Here is a 17,523-nt window from a genome sequence, read left to right on the forward strand (position 1 = left end):
AGGAAGTATTGTTTTAAAAAAAAGGAAGTGATCTTTTTGAATTTTGTGGTTTGTGGGCTCAAACGACGGCGTAATCGGTTCTAAGATTCATAGATAGACTGTAGCTTTCTGGTTTCTGCTATGGATCTGTCCAGAACTTTAGGAAGAAGAAAAATCGATAAGAACGACAAGGCTATAATCAAAATGCCCAGGGCCATGAAAACTCCCCGTACAGTGAGGTCTATTACGTAATCCGGGTTTTCAAAAAACCTTAATCCATGAATATTCATTTGCATAAACACATTCAGGATTAATAAAAAGTTGTTGGTGCTTTTAAAGGCCACATAGTTTTTAAGGCTTTTGTTAGCCCTATAGTAGCTGACAATAATATAAATCAGACCCACAAAAAAGAATGCCACAGCCCAAAAAGGTAAAGTAAGTTGCATACCAAATGGTCGGGTATAGACACTTAGCCAATAGAGAATAAATCCTATCGTGGCTGGGTAGATGATTCTGTAGCTAGTGAAAAAGGATATAAACTCCTCCCAGAAAAATCGTCTATAGCGTTTTCCTATGCTTTTGGTATAAGACTCAGCCAGATCAGAAAACCCAAAAATCCCGAACTCGCTGTGGACTTTGCGGAATGCATCATCCAGGTCCATAGAAGGTCTCTCTTCCAAAAGCACTTCCACCTTGCAGGCAGCATGGTCCAGAATCTCGAATTGCAGATCGATCTCCGGATAGCCTTTGTAGGAGATCAGTTTTTTGAGGTCGGTGATTTGGGAAGGGGAGAGCTTCATATCAAAGCGGTTTTGGATTTGATCTTCCAGGCTTCATAAAGCGTCAGTGAATAGCTGACATAAATAAAAAACAAAGCTAAAGTTCCTGCTATGAAATAAGTCTTGTCCATGAAATCCGGTACATCAAAAAGTCTGGGGAGCATGATCATTAAGTTAAACGAAGAGGTGATCAAGGATAACTGTAACATGATGGAAGTCAAAAGCGATGATTGAATTGGTTTTGAACTATTCATCATTTTTTTAATGTCCGACACTTTTCTAAATGAGCAATAGTAAATCCAAGCGGATAAAATCGCAATTGAAACAATGGGTATGATGAGCAACTGTGCCTTGGTCTTGTTTTCTACCTCAATCCAAAGAAGTGTGTATAATAAGAGGGATATTACTGTGGCCACAATTCTAGGCCACGTGAAGTAAGTCTTAAAAATTGACCACTGTAGGTTGAAAATTTCTTTTTTTGAAGCTTTCACAAACTTCGCCTGAAGTGCATGGCAGTAGCTGTAGTTGAACTTCTGCTCCAATTCAAATAATTCTACTTCGAAATCAGCTTGCTCAAAACTCTCCAGATGAGTCACATAGTGATCATAGATTTCCAGAAGAATTTCTGCAGAAGTCAAATCCTTGGCCGAAATGGCCCTTTTTACCTGATCGAGTTCCTGTTCTGTAAGTTTTCTCATAGGTGCTTCATTTAAAAAATCAGATATTGAATCCTGGTTTTAGATTTGGGGTCAGGATCCGCTGGAGGTTTTCTACGAAGCCTTGCAACTCAGACATTTTGCTGGTGACTTGCTTTTGCCCGTCTTTAGTCAGGCTGTAGTATTTTCGCACCCGGTTGTCCACTTGCTGGATCTCGGTGCTGAGCAATCCCTCTGCTTCCAGCTTGTGCAGGGCAGGGTAGAGGGCACCTTCGGTGATTTTGATTTCACCGGCAGTCAGCTCCTTCACCCGCTGGGTGATCTCATAGCCGTACATTTTATCATTCTCTTCCAGAAGTTTGAGGATGATGGTTTGGAGTGAGCCTTTGATCAGATTGTTGTTCGACATGAGTTTGCGTATTACCTAGCTTCTCCAAATATATAAAAATATTATATACATAAGAATTTTAGGTATGTGTTTTTTTCTTGAGTTCTGTAAGAATGCCAATAGACTTAATTTCTTTTCTTTGGAGGTCAGAAGACCGAAGGCGGGAGACCGAAGTGCGCTTCAGTCATCATTCTCCCGTCTTCCAGCCACTAACACAAGCCTGATTTCAAACAAAAAACTTTCATTCTCTCCCAATTTTCCGCATTTTTCCAGAATGGACTACCAACAACTTATCGAAGAAGTGTACCAAGAGGTGCAAGCAGAGAACCTAAAAGGCAAAGTCGCGGATTACATCCCTGAGATCGCCACCGTAGATCCGCATCAGTTTGGAATAGCCCTGGTGGATCTCAAAGGAAATGTCTATGGTGTTGGGGATTATCAAAAGCCATTTTCTATCCAGAGTATCAGTAAGGTTCATACGCTCACGATGGTTTTTAATGTGTTCAATTCCAAGCTCTGGACTAGGGTAAACGTGGAGCCCAGTGGAGATCCTTTCAATTCTATCGCACAATTGGAGTATGAAAAAGGGATTCCCAGAAACCCTTTTATCAATGCCGGGGCACTGGTAATCACGGATGCGCTGTGCAGCAAATTTGAGAGTCCTATAAGCCAGATCACGGAGTTTATCAACGAACTGGCGGGAGAGACCTGTGTGAAAATCAATCCTGATGTCAAAAATTCGGAAATGAATCACGGTGAGCGAAATACCGCTCTGGCCTATTTCCTAAAATCATTTAAAAACTTCAACAATCCCATCGATGAAGTGCTTGAAGTGTATTTTTCCCATTGCGCTATGGAGATGAGCTGTGTGGATCTGGCAAAATCCTTTTCCTTTTTAGCCAATGATGGATATTCCATTTTCGCTGATAGATTAATCTTATCAGAAAGCCATGCCCGCCGTGTCAACGCCCTGATGCTGACCTGCGGGTTTTACGATGAGGCGGGGGAATTTGCATTCAAAGTAGGAATGCCAGGGAAAAGTGGGGTTGGGGGAGGAGTGGCCGCCGTGATGCCACATAAGTTCAGTATAGCCGTATGGAGTCCGGAACTTAATGAAAAAGGCAATTCCGTAAAGGCCATCAGAGCGCTGGAGCTTTTGACGGATAAATTGGGGTTTTCCTTATTCTAGCCAAGATGCCCTTGGGTTATGAGCCCACTAATGGCACAGAATATAGAACCAGGATGTTAAAGCAAGAGCAACGAAAATCTGCGTCTTGTTCTGCGGAGATCAGCGGGAACTATCCAAAGGTCTTCAGAAAAAGTGAAACCAACCGTTAAATCAACTCCTCGGCAACTTTGGAATGTAACTCATTCATCAGCATCAAAGCCGCCGAGCCATACCATTCTTTCAGGACCATTTTGAGTACCCCTGCCTTGATGGCCGGGTCGGTGGAGGTGAGTTCTTCAGCTTCCTCCAGTGTTTCCACGGCAAATATGTAAAGACCTCTCAGATCCTCATTCCCAAAGAACGGGCCTGCCATGACGAGTTGACCTTCTTCAGACATCCGGTTGATATTTGCCATATGTCCAGCCTGAATATCGCTTCGTTGCTGTTCGGTATATTCGCTCACGCGGTCACCACGGTATAGAAAGGCAATCACATACTTTTTCATGCCATATTTGTCAGCACCTACCTCTGCCGCCAGTTCTGGGTCATAGGCGTCGTTTTGAGCATGGCTTAGTAAGTTTAGGGAACTGAGCAGGAAAAGGGTAAGTAGTAACTTTTTCATAGGGTTCTAGTTTAGATTTTGAAATACTAATTATACTTAATGAGAGGAGTGTGGTCTATGTTCTTTTTATTATCTACTATGTGTCAACTCCAAAACAATAAGGGATCATTGCAAGATTAAGGCTACCGTATCGGATTTGGTGCGTAGTTTCAGCCAGTTAAGTAATTTATTGGTGTCACCACTTGTAGGCTTTTTGCCAAACTCCGCATAAGCAATCAATAAGGTATCGGTTGTTTTGTTTTCCAGATCCGTGATCATGGAGCGGTTTAAGGTGAATTTTTTTAGATCAGGATGATTCACCTTTGCTTCCTGAGCTATTTCATTTCCCAGCACCCTTACTTGTCCATAGTTTGCTACCTCCCTTTCCAGTAGTTGTATTTTCGCATCCTTATCCTGGATTAGCCGCTCATTGCGTTCATAGAGATCTTTGAGTATATCTGATCTCAATAGGTTCAGATCGGTCTGCCCGCTGCCACTTTGATTGATTTTCAGCTCTGTGTTCACAAAACCCTGGGCTATTGCCTGCTCCTGAAGCTTTGTGATTTCCGTATCGGGGAGACGTTCACCGATCAGGTTGATTTGTATGGTTTTTGGCTCTTGGCTATAGAAGAAATCAGCACTCAAAACCTGGGTTTTTGGATAGACAAATTCATTTTGGACAAAAGTCTTTGCCTGTTCTTCCCATATAGAACGGACAACGATTCCGTAAGCCAGATATACGCTGGGGACAATCGTCAGAATGGTAAAAATAGTAATGTAAGTCTGCACCCTCTTTTCCTTTTTCGCATCCAGAAATTCCTTTTTGGGATATTTCATAAACCGGACTATCAGATAAGTCGAAAGGGAGATGAATACCGAATTGATAAAAAAGAGATAAAAAGCACCGATGAAATAATACAGGTTCATGGTGGCCAGTCCATAGCCGGCAGTACACAGTGGAGGCATCAAAGCCGTGGCAATGGCAACTCCCGGTATGGCGTTGCTCTTTTCTTTTCGTGAACCTGCAACTATACCTGCGAGACCCCCAAAGAGTGCGATCAGCACATCCCATATCGTAGGTTCTGTCCTGGCGAGAAGCTCGGATTGGGCATCGTCCAGAGGGGTAAAAGTGAAGTAGATAGAGGAGGTCAAAATTGCTATAAACACTGCTACCGCAAGGTTTCTAAGTGAGCGTTTGAGGAGGTCGAAATCATTGATTCCCGCTGCCATCCCGATCCCCATAATGGGACCCATAAGGGGCGAAATGAGCATGGCGCCTATGACCACTGCGGTAGAATTTACATTCAGTCCCACCGATGCCACAAAGATTGCAAAGATCAAAATCCAGAGATTGGCTCCCCGGAATTCTACATTTTTGCTGATGTAAACAATGGTCTCCAGCTCATCTTCTTTTCCTTCCTGTAGATCAAACCGGTCCCGGATATACAGCAGGAACCTTATGAATCTGTTGCTTCGCTTTTTTCTTGGATTGGCTTCTTCCATCATGTCTCAAGGTATTACCACGGCGTTTTTATATTCCGGCAAAATAGCGAAAATCCAGCCCGGTTTAGTGCTATAAGAGCGCAAATAAATTTGCCGAATATTCTATGGGGTGTATTTGGATGGAATAATAAACCGCCCGTTTCTCTAAAATAATCCTTTCAATATCCACTAAGTTATAGTTTATATAAAAATATTTAACCAATTGGTTTAAAGATGTTTAATTCTATTTTAGACAGCTCATAATTTGACTAGGCTAAAAAAGTTAGCCTAGGCTTAAAATTGTCTTGCCTCAATTTCTTTTGGGAGCTGGGGAACTATCAAGGATTCAGATAACATTTAAGAGAAGCCTTTAATTGAAAAGTAGTAGATTGCTGTTTCACCAGATCAATCCGTTCAGATATCCAGACTTCTGGAATTGATTTTAAAGGGAGAATCTGATAGTTTTAAGTAAACATATTCTTTCACATTACATCTAAATTTATTTTACCGGATGAGCACTGCCCCTATTAAAAAAATACTACTCCTTGACGATGATAAAATCCAGAAAATACTTCTTTGGAAAAGACTTACCAGAATAAATCCGGGTATCGAATTTGTTTATTTTGACCGACCATCAGAAGCTTTGGAGTATCTCAGATCTGAATCCGTAGATTTGCTTTTGGTTGATTTAAATCTTCCCGAAATGGACGGTTGGGGATTTGTGGATCAAATGGAGAAATTACGACCGGATTGCAGGGTGATTTTGCAGACCGCGTCTGTCATGGAAGAAGTGTTTCTCAGAGCTGCCCAGGATAGCAGAATACATCAGATCTTTGAAAAACCTCTAAGTGAATCCGACTTATTTTCAATCCTGGGACTTTGAAACAGTTTAGGCCTGTCCTTTTGAATAATTTAATTAATTTCGAGCCATCAGAAAGATTATATGACTGAAAAAGCAGAAGACAGAAAGCCCCTGCTTTCAAAGAAAATAGATAAGTTTTTTACCGGCTTGGCAGACGCTTGGAATTTCGTAAGACGATTTTTCAAAGAGGTGTTTTTGCCTCCTTACGAGTTTAAAGAGGTAGTCCAACAATGTTATAGGATCGGTGTGGAATCCCTTCCCTTGATTGCGCTGACAGGTTTTATCGTAGGGATAGTTTTTACTAATCAATCGCGCCCTTCCCTTTCAGAATTTGGTGCCACTTCATGGCTGCCTTCCCTGATTTCCATCGCTGTAGTACGGGCTATGGGGCCTCTGGTGACCGCACTGATCGCGGCCGGGAAAGTGGGATCGAGTATAGGTGCTGAGATCGGATCTATGAAGGTCACTGAGCAGATAGATGCTATGGAAGTGTCAGCGACCAACCCTTTCAAATTCCTCGTAGTTACCAGGGTGCTGGCGACTACGTTTATGATACCCGTATTGGTGATGTTTACAGATTTTGTGGCGCTGATGGGCTCATTTCTGAGTGTAAATGCCAATGAAAATGTCAGCCTGGTAACCTTCTTTGTACAGGTATTCGAAGCCATCAGCTTTCTGGATATCATATCCTCAGTGCTGAAATCGCTGCTGTTTGGTTTTACCATAGGGATTGTGGGCTGCTATAAGGGATATAACTCTTCCAAAGGAACAGAAGGCGTGGGGCGTGCCGCAAATGCCGCTGTGGTGATGGCCATGTTCCTGATATTTATAGAAGAACTGTTGGTTCTTCAGATTGTGAACGCAATTCGAATGATGTAAGACATGGAAGAAAAAGTAGTAGAAATACGCGGGTTAGAGAAATCATTTGGAGATTTGGATGTGCTCATGGGGGTGGATCTGGATCTATACAAAGGGGAGAACCTAGTGGTGCTTGGGAAGTCTGGCTCAGGTAAGTCCGTGCTGATCAAAATCATGGTTGGGCTGCTAAAGCAAGACGAAGGTACCGTGAAGGTATTGGGTAAGGACGTGGCTAACCTAGGCACAAAAGAACTCAATGAATTACGTCTGAAGATTGGTTTTTCATTCCAGAATTCAGCCTTGTACGATAGTATGACAGTGAAGGAAAATATGGAGTTTCCACTGGTGAGAAATATTAAAAACCTGTCGAGAAAGGAAAAAGATATGAAGATAGAGGCGTTGCTGGAAAGTGTGGGGCTGCCTCAATCCATCAATCAAATGCCTTCGGAACTGTCCGGTGGACAGAAGAAGCGTATCGGGGTAGCCCGGACCCTGATCCTAGAACCGGAAATTATGCTTTATGATGAGCCTACAGCAGGACTTGATCCCATCACTTGCATGGATATCAATAACCTGATCGTACAGATTCGTGAAGAGTACAATACTTCTTCTATAGTGATCACGCACGATTTGACCTGCGCCAAAGTAACAGGAGACAGGATGGCGGTATTACTGGATGGACAATTTGATGCAGTAGGGACTTTTGAGGAAGTGTTCCCTAATGCGGAAGATCAACGTATAAAATCATTTTACGATTATAATTTTATCAACTCATGAGAGGCGAAAATAAAAGATCAGTCATAGTAGGGATATTTGTCTTTTTGGGCATAGCTATCCTTGTTGCGGGCATTCTGACCCTGGGCGGTCAGCAGAAAAAGTTTGTAAAGGCTATCCAGCTTAAAGCCGTATTTGACGACATCGGAGGATTACAGGCAGGAAATAATATCTGGTTTTCAGGGGTGAAAATCGGGACTGTTCGCAAAATCAATTTCTACGGAGATTCACAAGTGGAAATAGAGATGAACGTAGAGCAAAAAGTGGTGGATTTCATTAGAAAAGACTCTAAAGCCACCATTAGTTCCGACGGGCTCATCGGTAATAAAATCATCGTGATCTATGGAGGGACTACTATGGCCCCCCCTGTACAGGACGGGGATAGGTTAGAGGCAGTGATGCCTATGAACACAGACCAGATGATGGAGACACTTCAAGCCAACAATGAAAACCTGGTGGAGATTACCGGAAACCTGAAAAATCTCACCAGCAAACTGGCAGAAGGAGAAGGCATGGTAGGGGCAGCTCTGACAGATTCTCTGATTGGAGTGAACTTTAAGGCTATCGTGGAAAACTTGAACAAAGCTTCTATAAACAGTAACAGGATGATTGCAGAGCTACAAAGCTTTTCTGCCAAACTCAATAAGGAGGGTAGTTTATTCAACGACCTGGTAACTGATACCACTATGGCAAACGATCTGAGACATACTATGGAAAGTTTCAGACAGGCAGCCGCCAATTCGGAAAAAATGACCCAGAAGTTAAGTGAGGTCACCGATAAATTCAACGATCCTAACAATTCCATGGGAATGCTTCTCAATGACCCCGAATTTGCAGAAACACTAAAAAGCACACTGGAAAATACCGATTCGGCTACCTATAATCTGAATAGGGGTATGGAGGCATTAGAATACACCTGGCCATTCAACAAAGGCTTCAAGCGTAAACAAAAAGCTGAAGCTAAAGAGAATAAGTAAGGGATTTGATTTAATCCTCAGCTACTAGCCCGCGACTGATTTTCTCGCGGGCTTCTTTTTTCTCTTCTCCGTTTGCTTCCAGGGTATCCGTAGTATTCTGCGGTGTCAACACTGCCTTCATGGAAATAGGGAAATGATCCGAGCCGATCTCATTTTCTATTTTTAGTTTGGCTAGACCAAAATGCTTGCTAAGGAAAATATGGTCAAGGGGCCATCTGAAAAGCGGGACTTTCGCATGGAAAGTATTAAATAATCCTCTTCCCCTGCGGGGATCTGCCATCTCTGAGATTTTCAAAAATAAAGTGGTCGTATAGCTCCAGGCTACGTCGTTGAGATCCCCAATGACCAAAGTAGGGCGTTTATTCTCTTTGGATTTTTTGCCTACGATCAATATTTCCGCATCTCTTTCCGTACTTTCCGTGTTTTCACCCGGTACAGGTGGAGTTGGATGGATCGCATATATGGTAATTATTTCCCCGTTTCGGAGTTTGATCTCCAGTTCGAGAGATGGGATTTCGTCATCTACCAGGTAGTTTATTTCCTGTTTGAGGATTTCTAATTTTGAGTAAAAAAGCAACCCATAAGTATTGTCCAGTGGAATCTTGATTTGAAAATCAAAACGGTCTTCTATTTGGGACATGCCTTTTTCCCAGGCTTTGTCAGTTTCCACTAGAAAAACCACATCAGGATCTGTCTTTTTTACCAGGGTGACAGCTTTGTGATATGCATCATTGTACTGATAGACATTTGCTACCAGGATATGGATTCCTCTCTCTTCATCGAAAGGGACTGTATCTATCATTTTACTGCCTAATAGTGTGAATGGTATTACCTTACTGGTCAGGTAGATCGCACAGATGCACAATAAACCTAGCCAGATGTAAAGTTCAGAGGCTTGGGATGCGCCGTCGTTCGCTAGCCACAAAAGCCCTAAAATCAGAATGATCACCAATTTCTGCAGTCTGGGATAATCAAAAACCCTGACCCACCAATAATCCAATTTGACTAGAGGGAAGAAAGTGGCGAAAATAAAAAACGCACTGAAAACCCGTAAAAGTAGCTCGGTCATTACTATTCTGAATTCTTAAATGTTAACTTAAAGATGTGCAAATAAGTCGATAAGTGGCAAGACTTTGGGCTACATAAAATCCTTAATGGAATTCCCAATGCCTTTTACGGGTTATTAGCATGAATCCTTTTTTTCACCAAAGCCTCAATTTACTATGAGCCAAGACCCATTCCAAATTAAATCTTCCCTCACAACTTCCACTGGTACACATACCTATTGGAGTTTAGAAAAACTTGAATCCAGTGGCCACCCGGTAAAGCATTTACCTTTCTCCATCAGGATTTTATTGGAAAATGCCCTACGCAATTTTGATGATTTTGCCATAACCAAGGAGCATTTGGAAACATTGATTGGTTGGTCGCCAAAACCCTCTGACAAGGATATCCCCTATAAGCCCGCACGGGTGTTGATGCAGGATTTTACCGGCGTTCCGGCAGTGGTGGATATTGCTTCATTGCGTTCGGAAGCCTATAGAAAAGGTAAAAACCCTAGTGCGATCAACCCTTTGATTCCCGTGGATCTGGTGATAGACCACTCCGTTCAAGTGGATTACTTCGGTACCAATTACAGCTATCAAAGAAACGTGGAGGTGGAATATGAACGGAACTCTGAGCGCTATAAATTCCTAAAGTGGGCGCAGAAGACGTTTGACAATTTCTCAGTAGTACCTCCCGGGATGGGGATCTGCCATCAGGTCAATCTCGAATACCTTGCCCAAGGGGTGATCAGACGAGATGGGATGGTGTTTCCTGATACACTGGTCGGTACTGATTCCCATACGCCTATGGTGAATGGAATAGGTGTGGTAGGCTGGGGTGTCGGGGGGATAGAGGCGGAAGCGGCATTGCTAGGCCAGCCGATCTACTTCATTATGCCTGAAGTGGTAGGATTGAAGCTGACCGGGAAATTACCTGCGGGAACTACCGCCACGGATATGGTCTTGACCATTACTGAATTACTTAGAAAACATGGCGTAGTGGGGAAATTCGTAGAGGTATATGGTCCGGGGTTGGATCATCTATCTGTGCCGGACAGGGCGACAATCTCCAATATGTCCCCTGAATTTGGCTGTACCGTCACCTACTTTCCGATCGATGACCGTACCCTGGATTATATGGGTAAGACAAACCGCTCCGCAGAACAGATAAAACTAGTGGAGGATTATTGCAAAGCAAATATGTTATGGAGAAAGGATGAGGAGCTGATCAATTACAGTTCGGTGGTAGAGTTGGACCTTGGAACTGTAGAAGCAACAGTGTCCGGGCCCAAACGCCCCCAAGACAAGATCCTTGTAAAAGAATTCAAGCCCAAGTTTGAAGAACTGCTTCACTCTGTACATGGCAGACAATATATCCCCATTGATAAAAGAGAGGAAGTCGCACGCTTTGTAGAAGAAGGAGGTGGACAGACAGAAGATCAGTCCCATGAAAAAGCGCCCGCGGAAACAGAGATTAAAACCAGTATCAAAAATGGGCTAAAGACCGTTTCAGTGAATCTGCACAATGAGAAATTCGAACTGTATGATGGCTCTATAGTTATTGCCGCAATTACTTCCTGCACAAACACTTCTAATCCTTCTGTGATGTTGGGAGCGGGTTTGGTGGCCAAAAAGGCCAGAGAAAGAGGACTGGATGTGAAACCATGGGTGAAAACTTCCCTGGCCCCGGGATCCAAAGTCGTAACGGACTATTTGGAAAAATCCAATTTACTGGAAGACTTGGAGGCACTGAAATTCCATACGGTAGGGTATGGCTGTACCTCTTGTATTGGGAATTCCGGACCATTGCCACGACATATTGCACAAGCTGTGGAGGATAATGACTTGGTAGTGGCATCGGTGCTTTCGGGTAACAGGAACTTCGAGGCGAGGGTGCATCCCCAGGTGAAGATGAATTACCTGATGTCACCCATGCTGGTGGTGGTGTATGCTATTGCTGGGCGCGTGGATGTGGATCTGTACAATGAACCACTTGGGTATGACCCTAATCTGGAACCGGTTTACATGAAAGATATTTGGCCTACCAATGAAGAGATAGCAGAGGTGGCCAGAAAAGTCCTTACCCCGGATGATTATCAGAAAAATTATGGAGAGATCTTCGAAGGAAATGAAATCTGGAAAGAGCTTCATTCCGGTGAGGGACAGATTTATCCTTGGGATGTGAATAGCACGTACATCAAGGAGGCACCGTTTTTCAAGGATATCTCTGTGGATGTGCCGGAGCCAAAAGACATCGTAAATGGAAGAGTTCTACTGAAACTAGGCGATTCGATTACCACAGACCATATCTCGCCTGCAGGATCCTTCAGACCGGATACTCCGGCAGGAAAATACCTCAATGGACGGGGAGTAGAGCGGCCTGATTTCAATTCCTACGGATCCAGAAGAGGGAATGATGAGGTGATGGTGAGAGGCACTTTTGCCAATGTTCGGATCAAAAACCAACTGAGTAAGCAGGAGGGAGGATTTACTACGTACATTCCAACAGGTGAAGAAATGTCTGTTTTCGACGCTTCGCAAAAGTATCAGACAGCAAATGTTCCCTTGATAGTGCTGGCCGGAAAAGAATATGGATCGGGGTCTTCCCGTGACTGGGCGGCCAAAGGCACCAACCTACTCGGGATCAAGGCTGTGATCGCAGAAAGCTATGAGCGTATCCATAGGAGCAATCTTGTGGGGATGGGCGTACTTCCACTTCAATATCTGCCAGGAGAAAATGCGGAAAGCCTAGGCCTTACAGGAAAAGAAGAATTCAGCATTATAGGGATTGAATCTGGACTGACACCTTCTCAGAAATTTCAAGTAATCGTGAAATCAGAAGCTCAGGAGAAGAAAATCGAGGTGATATCCCGATTGGATTCTGAGGTGGAGATCGCCTATTATAAGCACGGAGGTATTTTGAATTATGTGCTGAGGGATTTCTTGAAGGAATAAAGGAAGTTGGATGACAGGTGTCGGGTGGCCGGTGCCGGGTGCAGCCAGAGTGGGACTGCTTGTCCTGTCTTTAGCCTTTAACTATACAAAACCCGTCAGCAGTGGCGGGTTTTGCTTTTTTCAATCCAGCATAAAGCGTATCGGAATATATAACCAGGCATCTACCGTATTGCCTTCATGTGTAGTAGCAGGGGTGATTTCTCCCTCATATTTATTTACCACCCGAAGGGCTTCCTCAGCCAGGGATTCACTTACCTTATCAGGATTCACTACCAAGGGAGCGGTTCGCTCACCGAATTCATTGACATAGATGCCAATGATAACCGTGCCTTGTTCACCCCTTCTTCTTGCTGAAACTGGATAACTTAAATTCTTTATCATTATTTTTTCCCATCCTTTTTTGTCGTAGAGAGGTTGGGGTTCAAATGGATTATGTTCCATATGTATTATTTCCCCACTTTCTGCCTCTTGGATTTCGTAGTTGTTGGAGCCTTGATATAGTACCTCTCCCATGGCCTCTCCTTCGCTATAGTAAGTAGCGTGGAAGTAGCCGTTGTTTTGATTCTTGATTTTTTTGGAGATGAGTACTCCATCGGTGCCATAAGTCTCTATGTGTTCTTCCGGGAAATTGCCTTGTGCGTTATTGCCATACCGGGTTACTTTTACGATTTGATTATTCAGGTTGAAAATCCGCTCTATGGATGTACTGTCTGTGAGCTTGACTACGATGGCTTTATATGCATAACTTAGACTGTCCTTGTCAGCAATAGGGTAAAAATGTTCATTCAGTCTGTGGACTTGTTTTTCTTGGGCATTAGAAAGTATGGGGGCAGATTGGAGAGCAAAAAGCAACAGAAAAGTAAGGCGATAGTTAATTCTGAACGGCATAATAATATGTTGACTATGATCGAAGTTTAATTATACAATATCTTGACGGTAGGTACAACTCCCGTTAGGAAATAACATTCGATCCTATATTCTTTTGTCCTTTTCAATAAGTGACTCCATTTTTCACTCTTTGTTCCGGATTATCTACAGAATACTAGCTTGATTTCTGACTGGCGATGGCTTTATGACAAAAGCCTTTTATCCCACAGGATAAATCTTATTTTTGTGTCTTTATCCTATTAAAACCACGAAATGAACGCAATTAATCCCACTACCACCCCTGCCTGGTCAAGACTTCAGCAACTTGCCGATGAGCATAAAGACATGACTATTCTTTCGCAATTTGATCAAAGAGAGCGTTTTGATCGATTGAGCATCACTCTTGAGGATATTTTGGTCGATTTCTCCAAGAACAGGCTAAACCAGGATATTTTGGATGCCCTATATGACCTAGCTCGCGAGTGCAAGCTGCATGAAGCTATTGAAGCTATGTTTTCAGGGAAACCGATCAATCAGACCGAAGGTCGTGCTGTACTGCATACGGCTTTGAGAAACACCTCTGGAGATGTTGTGAAGTTGGACGGGGAGAATATCATGGATGATGTAAATGCCGTGCTGCAGAAGATGAAGGCTTTTGCGGATAAAATCCAAAACAAACAATGGCTTGGCTATACAGGCAAGCCAATCAAATCTCTCGTAAACATCGGTATCGGTGGTTCGGATCTTGGCCCTGTAATGGTGACTGAGGCATTAAAGCCTTATCAGAATCCGGATATTGAATGCTTCTTTGTGTCCAATGTAGATGGAACCCATATCGTAGAGACGTTGAAAAAGGTAGATCCGGAGACTACGCTGTTCTTTATCGCGTCCAAAACTTTTACCACACAGGAAACCATGACCAATGCGCATACTGCCAGGGATTGGTTCTTGGAGCATGCCAAAATAGATACGGCTGTTGCCAAACACTTTGTGGCATTATCTACCAATGCCAAGGCTGTTTCCGAATTCGGGATTGATACGGATAATATGTTTGAATTTTGGGATTGGGTAGGGGGAAGATATTCCCTTTGGTCTGCGATAGGCTTGCCGATAGCCTGTGCGGTTGGCTTTGAGAATTTCCATCACTTACTGCAAGGAGCACATGCCATGGATAATCATTTCCGCAGTTCACAGTTTGACCGGAACATCCCGGTAGTCCTGGCGATGATTGGCATCTGGAACACCAATTTCCTCGGGGCCAGCTCTGAAGCTATTTTGCCTTATGATCAGTACATGCATAGGTTCGCGGCCTATTTCCAACAGGGAAATATGGAAAGCAATGGTAAGTATGTAAGCCGTTCCGGGGAAAAAGTGAACTACACCACCGGGCCGATCATCTGGGGTGAACCGGGAACTAATGGGCAGCATGCGTTCTACCAGCTCATCCATCAGGGCACACACCTCATTCCATGTGATTTTATTGCTCCTGCGATATCGCATAATCCTATCGGGGATCATCATCAGAAGTTGTTGTCTAATTTCTTTGCACAGACAGAGGCCCTGATGAAAGGAAAGTCTCTCGAAGAGGTGAAGGCTGAAATGAAAGCTGCCGGCAAGTCGGATGAGGAGATTGAGAAAATAGCACCGCACCGGGTTTTTGAAGGTAACAGACCGACCAACTCCATACTGGTAAAGGAAATCACACCTTATACCCTTGGTGCCTTGATTGCGATGTATGAACACAAAATCTTCGTTCAGGGAGTGATCTGGGATATTTTCAGCTTTGATCAGTGGGGAGTGGAGCTAGGCAAAGTCTTGGCAAACGGCATTCTTCCTGAGTTGCGGGGCAATGAAGAAATCACTGCACACGACGGCTCAACAAATGGACTGATCAATGCTTATAAAAAAATGAGGTAGGCAGAAGCTTCAAACTACCGTGGTTTGTGTCTGCATAAACCAAATACCCTAGCGAAATTCCGGTCTGTGGGGGCACAGACCGGGGCGGTTATCTTAAAAATCCATGATCCCGATTCTTAGAAGAGTCGGGATTTTTTGTAAAAGGCTATATTGGCACAAAGACCACAGAGAGGAGCGCGAAGAACAGCAGTTTGAGGTTAAGTCGGGCTTGCCTTGGCGGAGCGACCAAATCCCTTTTTTATATCATTGGTAGCGAGATGGGAATCGCATTTGAGATTTATTTCACCTTTTCCGGGGTCTGTGTCCTCACAGACCACTAGTTTTCAAATCAAAATTTAGACCTCTCGAAACACAGGCCAAACCTACGCTTTTATGATCATTTAATTTACCGGAGAATCGTTTTTATATACTCGGTTTTCTCCACCTTGATTTGTCCATTTATCGGTATCATGTTTCTCCAAACCCAATTGTAATGGTCAATAACCTGTTCGGCCTTAAGATTTGGCCGATCCCCAGTGGTATGTCCATCTTCCACAACTGTAATCTGATACTCCTTCGTCAATGCTGATTGAATAGTTGATTCTACGCAGAAATCAGTGGCACAGCCTGTTATAAACAACTCATCTACATTCAGTTGCATTAGTTTTGAATGTAATTCAGATTTATGAAAAACATCATTCGCATATTTATCAATTCTGACATCAGTGGGGTCTATTCTTAGTTCGTCCAAAATCTCCCAATCCTCTGAATTCTTTTCAAAATGGCCACTGCCCGTTCCGTCGTGCTGTATGTAAAACACAGGATTTTTCGTTTGGCGGAATAATGTCGCAAGCTCATTAATTCGTCGTACAACCCCTGATGTATCAAATCTAGGTGTTTTTGATGTGAACGAACCCTTCTGCATGTCAATAACCACTAGTGCTTTCCGGTTTTTCATATTCTTTTTTCAAATGTATCAAACTCTTAGAGTTCATTCCTTATATCTTAGCAATCTTAAAATCCAGAAAGGCGTACAATTGCCTTTCAAACCCAAATTATAGCTAAAAAATGAAACAAATATTCTCCAATCTACTGTTCAAAGTATTCATTGCCATTGTTTTGGGCATCCTCTTCGGTCTTTACCTGCCGGAGTCTGTCAATCGTATTTTTGCTACGTTCAATGCGTTTTTTGGACAGTTCCTCAACTTTGCTATTCCACTGATTATTTTGGGTTTGATCATGCCGGCAATATCCGATCTGGGTAAAGGAGCTGGAAGGTTACTCCTCATTACAGCAGCTATCGCATACGGTTCTACCATCTTTTCCGGTTTCATGAGCTATTTCACTTCTTCCACGATTTTTCCTTCCTTGTTGGCATCCCATGTAAATGATGCTGCTGAGATAGGGGAGAGCGGAGAGGATTTATTGCCGTATTTCAGCATCACTATTCCGGCGGTGATCGATGTGATGTCGGCTTTGGTTTTGGCCTTTGTGATTGGTTTAGGGCTTTCCTTCCAGGAGAATTCCACCTTGCAGAAGGTGGTCAAGGATTTTGAGGCGATCATTATGCAGGTGATCGAAAATGTAATCATTCCGCTCCTACCGCTCTTTATTCTTGGGATATTTGCCAATATGGCATTCAGTGGCCAGGTGTACTCCATCCTTTCTGTGTTCTTGAATATCATAGGGGTGATTTTCGCCATGCATATTTTCCTGTTGTTGTTGCAATATGTAATCACGGGAGCTATCGTTAAAAAGAATCCTTTCCGGCTATTGGGGAATATGATGCCTGCTTACTTTACAGCACTGGGCACTCAGTCCTCGGCAGCTACTATACCGGTGACGCTGGAGCAGGCTGAGAAGAACGGCGTTTCCCCAAAAATCGCAGGCTTTGTGATTCCACTCTGTGCCACGATCCACTTGTCTGGGAGCATCATGAAAATCACTGCCTGTGCTATGGCGTTGATGATTTTGGAAGGAGTTCCCTTTGACTTCGGCATGTTTGCTGGATTTATTTTTATGTTGGGTGTAGCGATGGTTGCCGCTCCTGGCGTGCCCGGAGGTGCTATTATGGCTGCCATTGCGATATTGCAGTCCATGCTTGGCTTCAGCGAAGAAATGGTAGGTTTGATGATCGCTCTTTATATTGCCATGGACAGCTTCGGTACAGCCTGTAATGTCACAGGCGATGGAGCTATTGCGCTCGTAGTGGATAAAATCACAAAAGCAGCCTAA

Annotated in this window: 16 protein-coding genes; 8 read left to right on the forward strand and 8 right to left on the reverse strand. The window is 43.4% G+C overall.

Going from position 1 to position 17,523, the window contains the following annotated elements; translation table 11 throughout:
* Positions 1 to 80: 80 nt before the first annotated feature.
* From LZF95_RS08850 to LZF95_RS08860, 3 genes are read right to left on the reverse strand one after another with little or no spacing between them, the layout of a single operon-like run.
* Positions 81 to 779, reverse strand: a complete 699-nt coding sequence (locus LZF95_RS08850; protein ID WP_233754623.1) for a hypothetical protein — start codon at positions 777 to 779, stop codon at positions 81 to 83.
* Positions 776 to 1,456, reverse strand: coding sequence for a hypothetical protein (locus tag LZF95_RS08855; RefSeq protein WP_233754624.1), 681 nt, complete (start codon positions 1,454 to 1,456; stop codon positions 776 to 778). The genes LZF95_RS08850 and LZF95_RS08855 overlap by 4 nt, the downstream gene beginning before the upstream one ends.
* Before the next feature lie 19 nt (positions 1,457 to 1,475).
* Positions 1,476 to 1,823: a PadR family transcriptional regulator gene (locus tag LZF95_RS08860; protein ID WP_233754625.1), complete on the reverse strand. Its 348-nt coding sequence runs from the start codon at positions 1,821 to 1,823 to the stop codon at positions 1,476 to 1,478.
* A 253-nt stretch (positions 1,824 to 2,076) separates the two neighbouring features.
* Between LZF95_RS08860 and LZF95_RS08865 the strand changes: the two genes are divergently transcribed.
* A complete protein-coding gene (locus tag LZF95_RS08865) occupies positions 2,077 to 2,991 on the forward strand; it encodes a glutaminase (RefSeq protein ID WP_233754681.1) in 915 nt (304 codons plus the stop codon).
* A 145-nt stretch (positions 2,992 to 3,136) separates the two neighbouring features.
* Here the strand turns inward: LZF95_RS08865 and LZF95_RS08870 are convergent, their stop codons facing one another.
* Positions 3,137 to 3,592: a YciI family protein gene (locus LZF95_RS08870; protein ID WP_233754626.1), complete on the reverse strand. Its 456-nt coding sequence runs from the start codon at positions 3,590 to 3,592 to the stop codon at positions 3,137 to 3,139.
* 105 nt (positions 3,593 to 3,697) lie between these two features.
* The gene (locus LZF95_RS08875) at positions 3,698 to 5,077 is read right to left on the reverse strand and encodes a TIGR00341 family protein (protein ID WP_306422302.1); all 1,380 of its coding nucleotides are present in this window, start codon (positions 5,075 to 5,077) and stop codon (positions 3,698 to 3,700) included.
* Positions 5,078 to 5,564: 487 nt separating this feature from the next.
* Here LZF95_RS08875 and LZF95_RS08880 point away from each other — a divergent pair, with 487 nt between their 5' ends.
* Genes LZF95_RS08880 through LZF95_RS08895 form a run of 4 tightly spaced genes read left to right on the forward strand, consistent with a single transcriptional unit; the run spans position 5,565 to position 8,524 of the window.
* Complete coding sequence (locus LZF95_RS08880; RefSeq protein ID WP_233754627.1) at positions 5,565 to 5,936, forward strand: response regulator; 372 nt, start codon at positions 5,565 to 5,567, stop codon at positions 5,934 to 5,936.
* Positions 5,937 to 5,996: 60 nt separating this feature from the next.
* Positions 5,997 to 6,794 carry an ABC transporter permease gene (locus tag LZF95_RS08885; RefSeq protein ID WP_233754628.1) on the forward strand — a complete coding sequence of 266 codons (798 nt, stop codon included), beginning with the start codon at positions 5,997 to 5,999 and terminating at the stop codon, positions 6,792 to 6,794.
* 3 nt (positions 6,795 to 6,797) lie between these two features.
* Positions 6,798 to 7,550, forward strand: coding sequence for an ABC transporter ATP-binding protein (locus tag LZF95_RS08890; RefSeq protein ID WP_233754629.1), 753 nt, complete (start codon positions 6,798 to 6,800; stop codon positions 7,548 to 7,550).
* The gene (locus LZF95_RS08895; protein ID WP_233754630.1) at positions 7,547 to 8,524 is read left to right on the forward strand and encodes an MlaD family protein; all 978 of its coding nucleotides are present in this window, start codon (positions 7,547 to 7,549) and stop codon (positions 8,522 to 8,524) included. Before LZF95_RS08890 ends, LZF95_RS08895 begins: the two co-directional genes overlap by 4 nt.
* 10 nt (positions 8,525 to 8,534) lie before the next feature.
* On the opposite strand, the gene LZF95_RS08900 is transcribed toward LZF95_RS08895, so the two are convergent.
* Positions 8,535 to 9,593, reverse strand: a complete 1,059-nt coding sequence (locus tag LZF95_RS08900) for an endonuclease/exonuclease/phosphatase family protein (protein ID WP_233754631.1) — start codon at positions 9,591 to 9,593, stop codon at positions 8,535 to 8,537.
* Between the two features lie 154 nt (positions 9,594 to 9,747).
* Here LZF95_RS08900 and acnA point away from each other — a divergent pair, with 154 nt between their 5' ends.
* Entirely contained in the window at positions 9,748 to 12,525 is a 2,778-nt protein-coding gene (acnA, locus tag LZF95_RS08905) for an aconitate hydratase AcnA (RefSeq protein ID WP_233754632.1), read from the forward strand.
* 120 nt (positions 12,526 to 12,645) lie between these two features.
* On the opposite strand, the gene LZF95_RS08910 is transcribed toward acnA, so the two are convergent.
* Positions 12,646 to 13,413 (reverse strand): TonB family protein, encoded by a 768-nt coding sequence (locus LZF95_RS08910; protein WP_233754633.1) that lies wholly within the window; start codon positions 13,411 to 13,413, stop codon positions 12,646 to 12,648.
* A 252-nt stretch (positions 13,414 to 13,665) separates the two neighbouring features.
* On the opposite strand from LZF95_RS08910, the gene pgi reads away from it, so the two are divergent.
* Entirely contained in the window at positions 13,666 to 15,309 is a 1,644-nt protein-coding gene (gene pgi / locus LZF95_RS08915) for a glucose-6-phosphate isomerase (protein WP_233754634.1), read from the forward strand.
* 385 nt (positions 15,310 to 15,694) lie between these two features.
* Here the strand turns inward: pgi and LZF95_RS08920 are convergent, their stop codons facing one another.
* Positions 15,695 to 16,246, reverse strand: a complete 552-nt coding sequence (locus LZF95_RS08920; RefSeq protein WP_233754635.1) for a cysteine hydrolase family protein — start codon at positions 16,244 to 16,246, stop codon at positions 15,695 to 15,697.
* Between the two features lie 110 nt (positions 16,247 to 16,356).
* Here LZF95_RS08920 and LZF95_RS08925 point away from each other — a divergent pair, with 110 nt between their 5' ends.
* Positions 16,357 to 17,523 carry a dicarboxylate/amino acid:cation symporter gene (locus LZF95_RS08925; protein ID WP_233754636.1) on the forward strand — a complete coding sequence of 389 codons (1,167 nt, stop codon included), beginning with the start codon at positions 16,357 to 16,359 and terminating at the stop codon, positions 17,521 to 17,523.

The sequence above is a fragment of the Algoriphagus sp. AGSA1 genome (genome assembly GCF_021390545.1).
Classification (GTDB): Bacteria; Bacteroidota; Bacteroidia; order Cytophagales; family Cyclobacteriaceae; genus Algoriphagus.

Bases quoted from the DNA above. Each gene is read 5' to 3' on its own strand.
- acnA (WP_233754632.1), top strand. From the start codon at position 9,748: ATGAGCCAAGACCCATTCCAAATTAAATCTTCCCTCACAACTTCCACT.
- LZF95_RS08920 (WP_233754635.1), bottom strand. From the start codon at position 16,246: ATGAAAAACCGGAAAGCACTAGTGGTTATTGACATGCAGAAGGGTTCG.
- LZF95_RS08925 (WP_233754636.1), top strand. From the start codon at position 16,357: ATGAAACAAATATTCTCCAATCTACTGTTCAAAGTATTCATTGCCATT.
- LZF95_RS08855 (WP_233754624.1), bottom strand. From the start codon at position 1,456: ATGAGAAAACTTACAGAACAGGAACTCGATCAGGTAAAAAGGGCCATT.
- LZF95_RS08875 (WP_306422302.1), bottom strand. From the start codon at position 5,077: ATGATGGAAGAAGCCAATCCAAGAAAAAAGCGAAGCAACAGATTCATA.
- LZF95_RS08910 (WP_233754633.1), bottom strand. From the start codon at position 13,413: ATGCCGTTCAGAATTAACTATCGCCTTACTTTTCTGTTGCTTTTTGCT.
- LZF95_RS08850 (WP_233754623.1), bottom strand. From the start codon at position 779: ATGAAGCTCTCCCCTTCCCAAATCACCGACCTCAAAAAACTGATCTCC.
- LZF95_RS08890 (WP_233754629.1), top strand. From the start codon at position 6,798: ATGGAAGAAAAAGTAGTAGAAATACGCGGGTTAGAGAAATCATTTGGA.
- LZF95_RS08895 (WP_233754630.1), top strand. From the start codon at position 7,547: ATGAGAGGCGAAAATAAAAGATCAGTCATAGTAGGGATATTTGTCTTT.
- LZF95_RS08900 (WP_233754631.1), bottom strand. From the start codon at position 9,593: ATGACCGAGCTACTTTTACGGGTTTTCAGTGCGTTTTTTATTTTCGCC.
- LZF95_RS08865 (WP_233754681.1), top strand. From the start codon at position 2,077: ATGGACTACCAACAACTTATCGAAGAAGTGTACCAAGAGGTGCAAGCA.
- LZF95_RS08885 (WP_233754628.1), top strand. From the start codon at position 5,997: ATGACTGAAAAAGCAGAAGACAGAAAGCCCCTGCTTTCAAAGAAAATA.
- LZF95_RS08870 (WP_233754626.1), bottom strand. From the start codon at position 3,592: ATGAAAAAGTTACTACTTACCCTTTTCCTGCTCAGTTCCCTAAACTTA.
- LZF95_RS08880 (WP_233754627.1), top strand. From the start codon at position 5,565: ATGAGCACTGCCCCTATTAAAAAAATACTACTCCTTGACGATGATAAA.
- pgi (WP_233754634.1), top strand. From the start codon at position 13,666: ATGAACGCAATTAATCCCACTACCACCCCTGCCTGGTCAAGACTTCAG.
- LZF95_RS08860 (WP_233754625.1), bottom strand. From the start codon at position 1,823: ATGTCGAACAACAATCTGATCAAAGGCTCACTCCAAACCATCATCCTC.